At 61.1% G+C, this 13698-nt stretch carries 11 protein-coding genes; 2 read left to right on the forward strand and 9 right to left on the reverse strand.

The window, feature by feature from the left end:
* Positions 1–37: 37 nt before the first annotated feature.
* The 4 genes from AC07N4_RS04120 to AC07N4_RS04135 form a co-directional block, all read right to left on the reverse strand.
* Positions 38–1255, reverse strand: a complete 1218-nt coding sequence (locus AC07N4_RS04120; protein ID WP_085731929.1) for a mandelate racemase/muconate lactonizing enzyme family protein — start codon at positions 1253–1255, stop codon at positions 38–40.
* Between the two features lies 1 nt (position 1256).
* Positions 1257–2591 carry an MFS transporter gene (locus AC07N4_RS04125; protein ID WP_493065020.1) on the reverse strand — a complete coding sequence of 445 codons (1335 nt, stop codon included), beginning with the start codon at positions 2589–2591 and terminating at the stop codon, positions 1257–1259.
* An 82-nt stretch (positions 2592–2673) separates the two neighbouring features.
* The gene (gene aldA / locus AC07N4_RS04130; RefSeq protein WP_493065203.1) at positions 2674–4098 is read right to left on the reverse strand and encodes an aldehyde dehydrogenase; all 1425 of its coding nucleotides are present in this window, start codon (positions 4096–4098) and stop codon (positions 2674–2676) included.
* Positions 4099–4205: 107 nt separating this feature from the next.
* Complete coding sequence (locus AC07N4_RS04135; RefSeq protein WP_096820112.1) at positions 4206–5138, reverse strand: LysR substrate-binding domain-containing protein; 933 nt, start codon at positions 5136–5138, stop codon at positions 4206–4208.
* Positions 5139–5323: 185 nt separating this feature from the next.
* Here AC07N4_RS04135 and AC07N4_RS04140 point away from each other — a divergent pair, with 185 nt between their 5' ends.
* Together AC07N4_RS04140 and AC07N4_RS04145 are read left to right on the forward strand one after the other, a co-directional pair.
* Positions 5324–6502, forward strand: a complete 1179-nt coding sequence (locus AC07N4_RS04140) for a hypothetical protein (RefSeq protein WP_493065021.1) — start codon at positions 5324–5326, stop codon at positions 6500–6502.
* A 140-nt stretch (positions 6503–6642) separates the two neighbouring features.
* Positions 6643–7518: a LysR substrate-binding domain-containing protein gene (locus AC07N4_RS04145; protein WP_102620921.1), complete on the forward strand. Its 876-nt coding sequence runs from the start codon at positions 6643–6645 to the stop codon at positions 7516–7518.
* 10 nt (positions 7519–7528) lie between these two features.
* Here the strand turns inward: AC07N4_RS04145 and AC07N4_RS04150 are convergent, their stop codons facing one another.
* The 5 genes from AC07N4_RS04150 to AC07N4_RS04170 form a co-directional block, all read right to left on the reverse strand.
* Positions 7529–8893 (reverse strand): MFS transporter, encoded by a 1365-nt coding sequence (locus AC07N4_RS04150; RefSeq protein WP_273537683.1) that lies wholly within the window; start codon positions 8891–8893, stop codon positions 7529–7531.
* 88 nt (positions 8894–8981) lie between these two features.
* Positions 8982–10415: an NAD-dependent succinate-semialdehyde dehydrogenase gene (locus AC07N4_RS04155; RefSeq protein WP_493065022.1), complete on the reverse strand. Its 1434-nt coding sequence runs from the start codon at positions 10413–10415 to the stop codon at positions 8982–8984.
* Positions 10412–11446 (reverse strand): aldo/keto reductase, encoded by a 1035-nt coding sequence (locus AC07N4_RS04160; RefSeq protein WP_085731936.1) that lies wholly within the window; start codon positions 11444–11446, stop codon positions 10412–10414. The genes AC07N4_RS04155 and AC07N4_RS04160 overlap by 4 nt, the downstream gene beginning before the upstream one ends.
* A 10-nt stretch (positions 11447–11456) precedes the next feature.
* Positions 11457–11969 carry a formaldehyde-activating enzyme gene (fae, locus tag AC07N4_RS04165; RefSeq protein WP_007950493.1) on the reverse strand — a complete coding sequence of 171 codons (513 nt, stop codon included), beginning with the start codon at positions 11967–11969 and terminating at the stop codon, positions 11457–11459.
* 291 nt (positions 11970–12260) lie between these two features.
* Entirely contained in the window at positions 12261–13466 is a 1206-nt protein-coding gene (locus AC07N4_RS04170; RefSeq protein ID WP_493065023.1) for an NAD(P)/FAD-dependent oxidoreductase, read from the reverse strand.
* Positions 13467–13698: the final 232 nt, after the last annotated feature.

Genomic DNA, 13698 nt, shown 5'->3' on the forward strand with positions numbered 1-13698 from the left:
TTATCGAACCCGCCCGTTGCCGGGCGGGGAAATCCCGTCAGCCCTTGGCCGGCGATGTGTCTTTGACGTCGGCCGGGGTCGGGGCCATTTGCAGGTGCAGGCGTTCGCCGGTGTACGGCGAATGCTTGCGCACCACGTCCATGTTCAGCTCCACGCCCAGGCCCGGCTCGGTGGACGGAATGATGTAGCCGTCCTCCCACTGCAACGGTTTTTTCAGGACCTCGGCGTGGAAGCCTCCCCAGGTCTCGATGCTTTCCTGGATCAGGAAATTCGGCGTGCAGGCCGCGAGCTGGAAACTCGCCGCCGCGCCAATCGGCCCGTTGTACAGGTGCGGGGCGATTTGCGCGTAATAGGCCTCGGCCATGCTGGCGATCTTCTTGCCTTCGAGCAGGCCGCCGCAGCGCGCCACGTTCATCTGCAGAATCGACGCACCGCCGGCCTGCAACAGCTTGAAGAACTCGTACTTGGTGGTCAGGCGCTCACCGGTGGCAATCGGAATGCTGGTCTTGGCCGCGACTTGCGCCATGGCCTCTTCCTGGCCCGGCGGCACTGGCTCTTCGAACCACAGCGGGTCGTATTTCTCCAGGCGCTTGGCCAGACGAATCGCCGAAGACGGCACCATTTGCCCGTGAGTGCCGAACAGCAAATCGCACTTGTTACCCACCGCTTCGCGGATCTTGCGGCAAAAGGTTTCGCAGCGCTCCAGCACTTCCAGCGAGATCTGGTGCCCGGAGTACGCGGTGTACGGCCCGGCCGGGTCGAACTTCACAGCGGTGAAGCCCTTATTCATGTTGTCGATGGCGCACTCTGCCGCCAGGTCCGGGTCGTCGTAGTCGTACTCGCCACGGCTGTTGACCGGGTACAGGTAGGTATAGGAACGCAGGCGTTCGTGAACCTTGCCGCCGAGCAGTTCGTAGACCGGTTTGTTCGCGGCCTTGCCGATGATGTCCCAGCAAGCCATTTCCAGACCGCTGACCACGCCCATCATGGTCAGGTCGGGACGCTGGGTGAAACCGCTCGAATAAGCCTGACGGAAGAAGCGTTCGATGTGGTGCGGATCCTGATTCAGCAGGTAGCGTTCGAACACGTCTTCGATGATCGGCAGCATGGCTTTGGGGCCGAAAGTTGCGGCGTAGATCTCACCGACGCCTTCGATGCCGCAGTCAGTCTTGAGCTTGACGAACAGCCAGTACATGCCGCCGATGTGCGGTGGCGGTACGGCGACGATATGGGTTTCAAGGGCGACGATTTTCATCTCAGGCACCTGTCTTGTTCAAAGAGGTCTTGTTCAAGGATTTGCGATTGATCCGGGCACGCAGGGTCACGGCAGCCAGGGTGCCGATCAGACCGATAGCGGCGATGTAGCCGAAATACAGCTTGTAGCCGAGGGCGCCGGGGAAATGCTCAGTGAGGTAGCCGTTGATCAACGGGATAAAGGCATCCGGCATGTAACCGACCACCGAGACGATGCCGATGGCCAGTCCGGTGATGCGCAGCGGAATGTTGCAGCTGTCGAGGATCGCCCAGTACAGACCGCGAATCGCGTAGGTCATCAGGCCGATGAAAATCACTGTCGCGATCAGCAGCCCCATGCTGTTGAGCGCCGGGAACACGATCAACCCGACAATCGCCAGACTCGCCAGCAACAGCGCAACGATCAGCACCGAGATGTTCGAAAACTTGTCTCCCAGCCAGCCGCCACCGATGCCGCCGATCGGGCGCATCCACAGTTTGATGGTGGTGATAGTGCCGGCCATCACGGCGGTCAGGCCGCTGCCTTGCAGGTAGTCCGAGAAGCTGTAGGTGGCCCAGAAGATGTGATAACCGCAGAACACGATCGCGGTGACCAGCCACAGTTCAGGGATCTTCACCAAAGTTGCCAGGTCAGTGAGCAGGTTGAACTTGCCCTTCTCCACTGGTGGCGTGTCCTCCATCGACTTCGGGTCCTTGATCAGCACCAGCACACAGCCGATGGCAATACAGGTGAAGGCGTAGAGGTAAACCACGTGCTTGAAACCTTCGGCGGTGGACTCGCCACGGGTTTCGGTGGCGTAGGCGAACAGCCCCAGCGCAACCGTCGCCAGCAATGCTTCGACCAGTCCGCGACCGCCATCAAGAATGCCGAAGAAACGACCCTGTTCGGTGTGATGGGCAATCATCTTCACGCGCTTGAGCACCGAGGCCCAGAACGTCAGGCCGGTGGTCAGACCCCAGCAACCGAAGATGATCATCAGCCCGGTCATCGACGGTGCCGTCGAGTACCACAGCCCCAGCACGCCGGTTGCCACCAGCGAGAAGAAAATCAGGAAACGCGGCGCGATACGGTCGGCCAGCCAACCGCTCGGCAAGTAGCTGAGGAGAAAGATCGTGCCAAGCATCGAGTACAGATAACCCAGCTCGCTGTGGTTGATCTGGAACACCTCGAGCATGGTGGTCTGGTAGACCTGGCGCAGGTACAGAATCGGGTAGATCGCACCGGCGGCGAGCACCAGCAACATCAGTTGGAAATAGCGACTTCCCTTGTCGCTCTGGCTTTTCGAAGCCGAGTTGGAACCCTGAACAGCGGCAGCAGAGGATGCATGCTTGGACATTGAAGTGACCTCGGGCAACCCGTGCTCCGGGCGCCCCTGATAATTGTTTTTATAGGTGTAGCGTGAGGCGTGATGCGGTGGATCAGTACTTCATGACCACGAGTCGGGTCTGGGTGAATTCGAGCATGCCGTGCTTGCCGTCATCGCCGCCCAGGCCCGAACGTTTCCAGCCGGCGTGGTAGCCCTGGTACGGATCGGCCGGGGTGCGGTTGACGTACAACTCGCCGGCTTCGATGGCGTTGGCGACTTTCTGCGCGGTGCGGTAGTTCTCGGTGTACAGCACCGACGACAGGCCGAACTGGTGATCGTTGGCCATGGCCAGCGCTTCGTCGATGTCGCGGTACTTGAGCACGGGCAGCACCGGGCCGAAGATTTCTTCCTGGACGATTTCCATGTCCTGACGGCAGCCGCTGAGCAGCGTTGGCGGGTAGAAATGCCCCGGGCCTTCCGGCAGCACACCGCCGCTTTCGAGGACGGCGCCGTCGGCAATTGCGCGCTCGACCATGGCGTGGATGTTCTTCTGCGAACTGGCGTTGACCAGCGGGCCCATCAGGCTCGCGTCCGTGGCGCGGTCGCCGAACTTCACGGCGGCGATCTTCGCTTTGAGCAGCGCGAGGAAGCGGTCGTGAACGCTTTCCTGCACGTAGACCCGTTCCACCGCCGTGCACAACTGGCCGCAATGGGTGGTCTTGGAGGCGATGATTGCGCTCGCGGCCGCTTCAAGATCGGCGTCGGCTTCGATGATTGCCGGGGTCTTGCCGCCCAGTTCCAGCGACGGCTTGGCGATGTTGGTCTTGCAGTAGTCGAGGACAATGCGCCCGGCGTTGACGCTGCCGGTCAGAGTGATCAGGCCCACGGCTTTATGCGTGCAAACGGCTGCAGCGGTGGCGTGATCCATGGTCAGGATGTTGATCACCCCGGCCGGCATGCCCGATTGCTCCACGGCTTTAGCGATTTCGAATGCCGAGGTCGGGGTGTTGTTGCTCGGGCGCACCACCACAGTGTTGCCGGCAATCAGCGCCGGAGCGATTTTGCGCAGCAGGGTGTAGACCGGGTAGTTGAACGGAATCAGGCACGCGACGACGCCAATCGGCTCGCGGTGCAGAAACAGGTTTTCGTCGGGGCTGTCGCTGGGAATGATCTCGCCTTCGATGCGGCGCGCCCACTCAGCGTGGTAACGGGTGATCTGCGCGGCATAACGGGCTTCGTTGCTGGCATCGCTCAGGCTTTTGCCGGATTCGGCGGCCAGAGCGGCGCCGATGGCTTCGGCGCGATCTTCAAGGGCAGCCGCAAACGCTCGCAGGTGCTCGGCGCGTTCGATGCTGGTGAGTTTGCCCCAGGTCTTTTGCGCCTTGGCGGCGGCGTCGACTGCCGCCGTGGCTTCTTCGGCGGTGGCAGCCGAAACATGACCCACCAACGCTTCGGTGGCCGGGTTGTAGACCGCGATCAGCGCCGCGCTGGCCGGCTCGATGAAGTGGCCGTTAACAAAATTTCGCTCGACTCGCATGTGCATCGCCCATCGTTTGTTTTTATCGATGCCGCCAGTCTTGTCATCGACAGCGGGTTCAACAAACGATTTATCCGGCGATCAAACATTCGAAAAAGGCACGTTACTCAGAAAATTGCCTTCGAAGGCTCAAGCTGGCGCTGCGCCAGCCAGATCTCTTCCTGCAACCACTGACTGAACGCCTGCAATTGCGGCATCTGCGTCTGTTCCGGGCGGGTCACCAGCCAGTAGGACTGGTGGCCTTCCACATGCACGTTGTGCACCTGGGTCAACTGCCCGCTGGCCAGTTCCGAGGCGACCATGTGCCAGTCGGCAATGGTGATCCCCAGACCATCGACCGCCGCTTGAATCGCCAGATCCAGCAGGTCGAATTCATAACCGCCCTGGGTATCGACACCCGTGATGCGCGCCGCGTCGAGCCAGTGCTTCCAGGTCAGGTAACGCTGATCCTCCCGGGCCAGCACATGCAGCAGCGTCAGGCGATTGAGGTCGATGCCCTGATCGCCGCCCTCCCGCGCATACAGGGTCGGCGCGCACACCGCGATGTGCCGCTCCTGAATGAGCAGCGAACTGTCGAGCCCGTCCCACTCGCCGTCGCCAAAACGGATCGCGCAATCGAGGGTGCTGGTTTCCGCGAGGCTGTCCTGCAAGCGGGTGGTGATGCTCAGTTCCAGTTCCGGATGCTGCTCGCGCAAACGCCCCAGGCGCGGCATCAACCAGCGGCTGGTGAAAGTGGGCGGCGCGTTGATGTGCAGGCGATTGGCGTGGGTTTTCTGCTGGATGCTGCGTACGGTCAGTTCGATCTTGTCGAACGACTGATGTAGCGCCCGCAGCAGAATCTTGCCGGCACCGGTCAATTCGAGATGGTGATGGCGGCGTTCCAGCAGACTCTCGCCGAGCTGCTCTTCCAGTTGCCGCACCTGACGGCTGACCGCGCTCTGGGTGACGTTGAGCAACTCGGCGGCGCGGGTGAAGCTGCCGGTGCTGCCGGCCACTTCGAATGCTTTGAGTGCATTCAGGCCGGGCATTTTGCGTTTCATACAAGGCACTCGAAAACCACTGACAAGGCGCAAAGCATCCCACGACATTGGCGAATTGTCCTACAGGATTTTCTGAGTAACATGCATTCGATGCAGGTTTCCCCACCGTTTTTATCGTTTGTTCAACAACCCGCAGATGGCAAAACTGCGCGGCATCTCTAATAAAAACAATCGAGAGCCGCTCCATGCCCTTCCCAGCCTCTTTGCGCCTGCGCACAACCTCAATCGCTCTGTTCTGCAGCTTTGCCGCCCCGGCCATGGCGGTCCAAGTCACCGACAATCTCGACCTTGGCGGCGCCATTCGTGCCCGCTGGGACGTGGACCCGGATCGCGACATCCAGAAGTTCGGCCTCGACACGGTGTTCCTCAGCGCCAAGTACAACTCCGATTCGTGGATCGGTGAGGCGCAGTACCGCTTCTACGGTCGCTCCTACCCGTACCAGTACACCAAGAACTACGGCGATATCCGCTTCGCCAAGTTCGCGTGGGTCGGCTACAAGTTCAATCCCGACCAGCAGGTGCAAGTGGGCCTGAACACCGTGCCGTTCGGCTTGCAGCCTTACTTCGGCAGCACCTTCTACGAAACCCTGGGCAACGTCATCGGCCTGGAAGACGTGCAACAGATCGGTACCAAATACATCCAGCAAAGCGGCGACTGGAACCTCCAGGCCGGTTACTACTTGCGTCCGGCCTGGCAAGGCAAAGGCACCAGCAAAGGCGTGACGTACTCGAGCGTGGTGTCCGAAGCCGACAGCTACGTGGCCGACGGCAGCAACAACCAGGAACGCAACACCGTGGTGCTGCGAGTGGCCAGGTCGCTGGATCTGGGGCCGTGGAAATCCGAGGTCGGGATCTCCGGCCTGACCTCGAGCATCGAGAACAAGGACACCAACAATGACGGCCGACGCAACGCCGTGGCCGTGCACTACATGGGCAAGAACGGCCCGTGGGGTGTGCAGCTGCAGGCGGCGCGGCAGCAGATGTCGCCGCGCAACCCCGGCAGCGATGAAGTGGTGACCCTTGGTGGTTACGACGGCACTTACAACGTCGCCAGTCGCGGCAATTTGTACGTGGCCGACCTGAGTTACGACGTGGGCGGCAAATACCTGTTTGACCAGATCAGCGGGATCAAGCTCTACGCCAACTACAGCGCCTTCGACAAATCCGCCAGCGGCTTCAAAACCTCCGAGCGGATGATCCTCGGCACCTCGTTTTCCGTGAGTAAATTGTGGGTGGCCACGGAATGGCTGTTCGGCAAAAACGATCCGTACATAGGAGGCAGCAGCTACACCCAGAGCCTTGGCGCGGGCGGGCTGGATCAGTGGGAGAACCAGTTATATGTGAACGTCGGGTATTACTTCTGACGTTCGAAAAAATCGCAGCCCGGGCTGCGATTTTTTTTGCCTGCCCGTTGCGAATTCACCTTGCATCCGCACCGCCTCGATAGTCAGATAGCCCTCACCCCAAAACAACAATAAACCGCCCGATCCGGAGTCCCGCCTCCATGCGTCAACTGCCCTCGCTCAACACCCTGCGTGTGTTCGAAGAAGTCGCCCGTCATCGCAGTTTCAGCCAGGCCGCTATCGGGCTGAACGTCACCCAGGGCGCGGTCAGTCGCCAGATCAAACAGCTTGAAGACTACCTCGGCGTGGCGCTGTTCGTGCGCACGCCTCAAGGGCTGTCGCTGACCGAAGCCGGCAGCAATCTTTCCCCGCATCTGGCCGAGGCCTTCGACCACATCGAACGCGCCTTGCAAGCGGTGCGTGTGCCGAATCTGCGCCAACGCTTGAAAGTGCTCGCACCGCCGACCTGGGCCACGCGCTGGCTGTCGCCACACCTGCGCGCGTTCTGTCAGCGCTACCCGGACATCAACCTCAGCGTGACCAACCAGATCGGCCACGACAGCCTCACGGAAGTCGATTGCCACATCCGCTTCGGCCTCGCGGCAGCGCCCCATTGCTCCAGCCAATTGCTGGTGATGGAACGGCACATCGCAGTGGCCAGCCCGGAACTGTTCAACGGCGATCAGCCGCCGGATCTGCGGGAATATCCATTGCTGCACATCCTGCACGACGGCAAGCGCTTGAAGGTCTGGGAGAACTGGCTGGCGGCCATGGGACGGGATGACATTGATGCCGGGCAAGGGCTGGAATTCAGCACCCTGGACCAGGTGATCCACACCGCGCTGGCCGGCGGCGGCCTGGCGGTGATCGACCGGCAGATGATCGAAAAGGAACTGGCCAACGGCAGCCTGCTGCCGATCACCCCGATTGAGGTGATCGGCCCTTATGGGTATTGGCTGGATGTGGCGAATGACAAGCAGGGGTTGTCGAAGGTGAAGCTGTTTACCGAGTGGCTAGGGGTTGTCAGCAACCCCTGACCTGCACTCATCAGACGGGGGTAGCGACTTTCCCGACCGTCCCTACCGCGACTTCCACCGGACTCTGCGCCTTGCACGCCTGACTCAACGTCAACGACTTGGTCTCCGGCGCCCACGCCCAAGACAGCAACGCGCCAATCCCCAGAATCGCCGCAAGAATGCCCATGGTCGGGCTCAAGCCGATCCCCGCCACACTCACCGGCAGCAGGAACGTACTGATCGCCGAACCCAAACGACTCACCGCCGTCGCCAGACCAATTCCGCTGGCCCGCACTTCCGTCGGGAAGCTCTCCGCCGGGAACACGCCCACCAGGTTGCTGACCGCCGACAACACTAACGTGAACAAACCGAACACCAGCACCATCAGCCACGCTGCACTGCCCGGCAACACCGCCAACAGAAACAACGCCACCGCCAGAATGATGAACGAGTTGATCAGGAATCCGCGTCGAGTGAATTTGATCGTGCACCAGATGCCGATCAACGCGCCGAGGATCAGCAGCATGTTGAGCATCAGCTCGGTACCGAAGCCTTCGGCCAGGCCCATCTTCTGCAGGATCGACGGCAGGAAGGTGTAGATGGCGAAGTACGGCATGACGATGCAGACGAAGAACAGGCAGTTGAACGCCGTGCGCTTGCGGTACTCGGGGCTGAACAGCACCGCGTAGCCCGAGCGGGTTTCCGTGGATTGGCTCTCGTCCAGCTCGACGTTGTCGCCCAGGTGTTTTTTGACGATCGCCCGCGCCTCGGCGATGCGCCCCTGATTGACCAGCCAGCGCGGTGATTCCGGCGTGCCGATCCGCGCGATCAGAATCAACGCGGCGGGGATCGCCGACGACGCCAGCATCCAGCGCCAAGCGTCATCACCGAGGCTGAGCATGGCCGTGCCAACGAAGGTCGCCGCGACGTAGCCGAAGGTCCAGATCACGCTGAACGAACCCAGCAACACGCCGCGATGTTTCTTCGGCGCGAATTCGGCGAGCATTGCGTGGCCGACGCTGAAATCCCCGCCCAGACCGATGCCGATCAGCACCCGACACAGGAACAGGCTCATGGCGGTTTCAACGTAGAACTGCATCACCGACGCGATAGTAATCAGCACGAAACTGACCAGGAAGATTTTCTGCCGGCCGACCTTGTCCGAGATCCAGCCGAAAAACAGACTGCCGAGAAACAGCCCGATCAGCGCCGACGCACCGATCAGGCCCTGCCAGAACGCATCAAGGTGCATCTGCGGGCTGAGCAAAGTGAACGCGATGCCAATCAGGCCAAGGATGTAGCCGTCGGTGAAGTGCGCGCCGAAGGTCAGGCCGGCGATCTTGAGGTGGAAGCGCCCGATGGGCAGGTCATCGATCTTTACGGGTTGAGCGGACATGTTCGTCTCCAATTGTTGTTATTGACGGAGAAACGGAAAGCTCTGGGAGAAACCTGCGGGAGCGAACTCCCACAGGATTCGGGGGGGTCTAGAGACCGCCCATCAACAGGTATTTGATCTCCAGATAGTCATCCAGACCGTACTTCGAACCTTCACGCCCAAGGCCCGATTCCTTGATACCACCGAACGGCGCCACCTCCGTGGAGATGATTCCTTCGTTGATGCCGACCATCCCGGCTTCCAGCCCTTCGGCCATGCGCCAGACACGGCCGATGTCACGGCTGTAGAAGTAAGCCGACAGACCGAACGGTGTGTCGTTGGCCCGCGTCAGCACTTCGGTTTCGTCCTTGAAGCGGAAACATGCGGCCACCGGGCCGAAGGTCTCGTCCTGAGCGATGAGCATGTCGCCACTGGCTTCGGTGAGGATGGTCGGTTCGTAGAACGTGCCGCCGAGGGCATGACGACGACCGCCGCACAACAGCGTGGCGCCCTTCTCCAACGCATCACTGACGTGGGCTTCGACCTTGGCCAACGCAGCGGCGTTGATCAGCGGGCCTTGCTCGGTCTCACCGTCCAGCGCACTGCCCACGCGCATCGCCGCCACGGCTTCGGCGAGTTTGCCGGTGAAGGCTTCGTAGACGCCGTCCTGAATGAAGAAGCGGTTGACGCACACGCAGGTCTGCCCGGTGTTGCGGAATTTCGAGGCCATCGCGCCTTTGACGGCCGCATCGATGTCGGCGTCGTCGAAGACAATGAACGGCGCGTTGCCGCCCAGTTCCAGCGAGACCTTTTTCAGGGTGTCGGCGGCCTGGCGCATCAGCAGTTTGCCGGTGCGGGTCGAGCCGGTGAACGACAGCTTGCGCACCACGCTTGAAGCTTGCAGCGCACCGCCGATGGCCACCGCATCGCCGGAGACGATGTTGAACACGCCGGCCGGAATCCCGGCCTGCTCGGCCAGTACCGCCAAAGCGAATGCCGACAGCGGGGTTTCTTCCGACGGTTTGAGAATCATCGTGCAACCCGCCGCCAGCGCCGGGCCGACCTTGCGGGTGACCATCGCCAGCGGGAAGTTCCACGGGGTAATCGCCGCGACCACACCGATGGCTTCCTTGGTCACGATGATCCGCGCATCGGCCTTGTGGCTCGGGATCACATCACCGTAGGCACGCTTGGCTTCCTCACCGAACCACTCGAGAAAACTGGCGGCGTAGACCACTTCGCCCTTCGCTTCAGCCAGCGGTTTGCCCTGCTCGCGGCTGAGCAAGGTCGCCAGTTCCTGCTGGTTGGCGAGCATCAGATCGCTCCAGCGTTTCAGGCGCTGGCTGCGTTCCTTGGCAGTGAGTTTGCGCCACGCCGGCAGGGCACGATTGGCCGCCTCGATGGCGAGGTTGGTTTCCTCGGCACCGGCCTTCTGCACCTCGGTGATCAACTCGCCATTGGCCGGATTGCGCACCGGATAAGTGGCGCCGCCCGAACCCCACTGGCCGTCGATGAAGTTGCCGTGACGAATCAACCCGCTCATGCCACCGCCCCCTGCAACGTGAAGCGTTCATGCCCTGGACGCGCCGTGCGCAGGATGCGTTTGCCGGCGGTGTAGTCATTGATCACGTCGCACGGGGTGTAGTTGCGCTCCAGCTCGTGCAGTTCTTCGGCGTCGAGTTTGGTTTCCAGTGCGGCGAGTGCGCTGTCGAACTGTGCGGTGGTGTCGGCGCCGACCAGCATGCAGTCCACGCCCGGATGATTGGCGACCCAGGCCTGGGCGATCTGCGCGTTCGACACGCCACGGGCACGGGCCACACGCTGCACCGAATGGGCGATCTCGAACGAGGCTTCGTCGCTGTACATCTGCTGAGTGAAGAAGTCGGTCTGGTTGCGGGTCGATTGCACATCACCGGTCAACAGGCCACGGGCCAGCGGACTGAACACCGACACACCGATGCCCTGATCGCGGCAGAACGGAATCATCTCGCGCTCTTCTTCTCGGTAGGCGCAGTTCAGCTGCAGCTGCATGTTGATCGGCTTGACCCAACCGTTGCGCTCGCAGGCCATGAGGATTTTCGCCAGTTGACCGGTGAGCATGGTCGAGACGCCGATGTAACGCGCCTTGCCGGAACGCACGATGTCGTTCAGTGCGCCCATGGTTTCTTCGACCGGGGTGTTCACATCGAAGTAATGCAGCATGAACACGTCGACGTAATCCATGTCCAGACGCTTCAGCGAGGCATCGATGCTGTCCATGATGTGCTTGCGCGAATGGCCGCTGGCGTTGATCGCGTTGCGGGTGCCGTAGCCGACCTTGGTGGTGATCACCAGGTCTTCGCGACGGGCCAGACGCTTGACGATGCGCCCCACCACTTCCTCGCCGACACCAGCAGAATAGAAGTCCGCCAGGTCGATGAAGTTCACGCCGTTGTTCAGGGCGTGGGCGACGATCGGCTCGCTTTGTTTTTCATTGAAGATCCACGGTTTCCAGTCCGGGGTGCCCATGTTCATGGTGCCCAGGCACAGGCGGGAGACTTGCAGGCCGGAGTTGCCCAAACGGATGTATTGCATGGCGCGGACCTCAGGCTTTTGGCGTGTAGAAAGGGTTGCTGATGTGGTTGACCACATCTTTGAGCTGCGCGGTTTCCGGCTTGCCGGTCAGGGCGGCGCGGATCGCGGTGCGGCAGGCGTTGTAGTTGTTCAGGTAGACCGCATCGAGGTCATCGCAGGCCGGGTTGACCCAGTTGGCGGTGACGATCGCCCACTCGTCTTCGGCTTCCGGCGGCAGCGTGCCGTCGAGCAGCGCTTCGAGCACAGCCTTGGCGATGCCGGCCTGGGAAGCGCCCCAGGTTGCGTTGCCGTGCAGGTCGCTGCTGATGGCAGCCTTGTTGACGTACAGGGTCATCGGCTTGACCGGAATGTTCGGCTGGGCGATCACCATGAACGGGCAATGACCCTGGCTCGGCGACGCCAGGCTGTTGGCAAACGCCTGCCCCGCCGGGCCGTTGCGCGGGCCGATCAGGATGTTGATGTGCGCGGCGTTCACGCCCGGGCCTTCGAAACCTTCACCGATGTACAGGTCGAGTTCTTTCATCTGTCATTACTCTTTGCGATGCAGAGGGATTTTTTGGGGTGATCGACAGCTCACGCGGACCGAATGGCCAACGGGATCAATAACGGACGTGGGGAGAGGCGAAGGAAGAATCGGGACATGGCTGCAAACGCTCTCTGGTTGTTATTGATGAGCTGTGTTTGCGATTTTTTAACACCGGGTATCGGGGCACCCGTAACCATTAAAAATCATGGGGCAATGACTTTTAGTCATAGCCTTTTGTGATGGCGAAAAAAATCCCGCTCGGGAGCGGGATTTTTCGGACTGTGCGGATTACGCGACGACAGGAATCATCGGATCCGCAGCGGCCAGCGCGATGGCACGGTCAGCCGCCGGCGGGTAGATCCACTGGGTGTTGATCTGGGTCTTGAGCGACTTGCCCTCCTCCTTGACCAGTTTCACCTGACGATCCCAGCCCTCGGTGTACACCGCGCCCCAGGCGCCGAGGTCGAGACACGTCACGTATTTCGGCTGGCTGTAAGGCGTTGGCTCGACACCCAGAATCTGCGCCGCGACGTTGTTGCCGGCATGGCGGCCGAGAGAAATCGCATGCTGGCAGGTCATCAAGGCGAAGTTGCCGATATCGTCGGTGGCCGCGTATGCCACGTCGCCGGTGGCGAAGATGTCGTCCTGGCCGATGACTTTCAGGTGCGCATCAACATGCAGGCGACCCTGACGATCACGCTCGGCTGGAATCTGCTCGGTCAGGGAGCTGGCGCGCACACCGGTGGTCCAGACCACGGTTTTTGCCTCGATGCGCTGGCCGTCCGACAGGGTCACGCCGTTTTCATCGACCGACAGCACCGACACACCCAGTCGCCATTCGACGCCTAGCTCTGTGCTCGCTTCGGCAATCGACACACTGATGGCTTCGCCCATGGCCGCGCCGACTTTCTGCCCACGGTCGACGATGATCACTTGAACGTCTGCCTGCTCGCCCAACACTTCCCGCAGACGTGCCGGCATTTCGGTCGCGGTTTCGATCCCGGTGAAACCGCCGCCGGCGACCACTACGGTGTTGCGCGCCGGGCTGACAGGCTGATCGGCCAGGGACTTCAGATGGTTTTCCAGGCGAATCGCGGCTTCGATCTGGTCAACGTCGAACGCGTATTGCGCCACGCCCGGGGTGTCCGGCAAGGCCAGACCACTGCCGGAAGCCAGCACCAGTTTGTCGTAGTGAAAAACCTGAGCAGTGCCGTTGGCATCGGTGTAGCCCACGGTCTTGGCGTTCACGTCGATGGTGTTCGCGGCGCCCTTGATGAAGTTGACACCCACCGCATCGAACAGATCGCCCAGCGGCGCGGCCAGTGTGTGGGCATTCGGCTCGTAGAAACGCGGACGCACACGCAGTTCCGCCTGCGGCGCCAGTACGGTTACATCGATGTTGTCTCGATTGTGAATGTCCACCAGACGCGTGGCGCTCAATGCCGTCCACATGCCACCGAAACCTGCGCCGATTACCAGAATGTGCTGTTTCATTGTTGTCTCCAGGCCCGAAGCCAAGTCGTAGAAAGAGGTCAAGAATTCACGCTTATCGGGAGTCGGCACGCTTGTGGCTTCTGCAAGCGCCGAACGTTGCTCACCGGATAACGGCGACTGTATTGGTCGCCGTTACATCCAACAAGTCAGATTATCCGATCATTCGAATCGAAATTATCGATAACTAATAGGGCCTCTTCTGACGACACACAAACCATAAAAATCGCAAGAC

The sequence above is a fragment of the Pseudomonas sp. GW821-FHT09E04 genome (assembly GCF_059416185.1).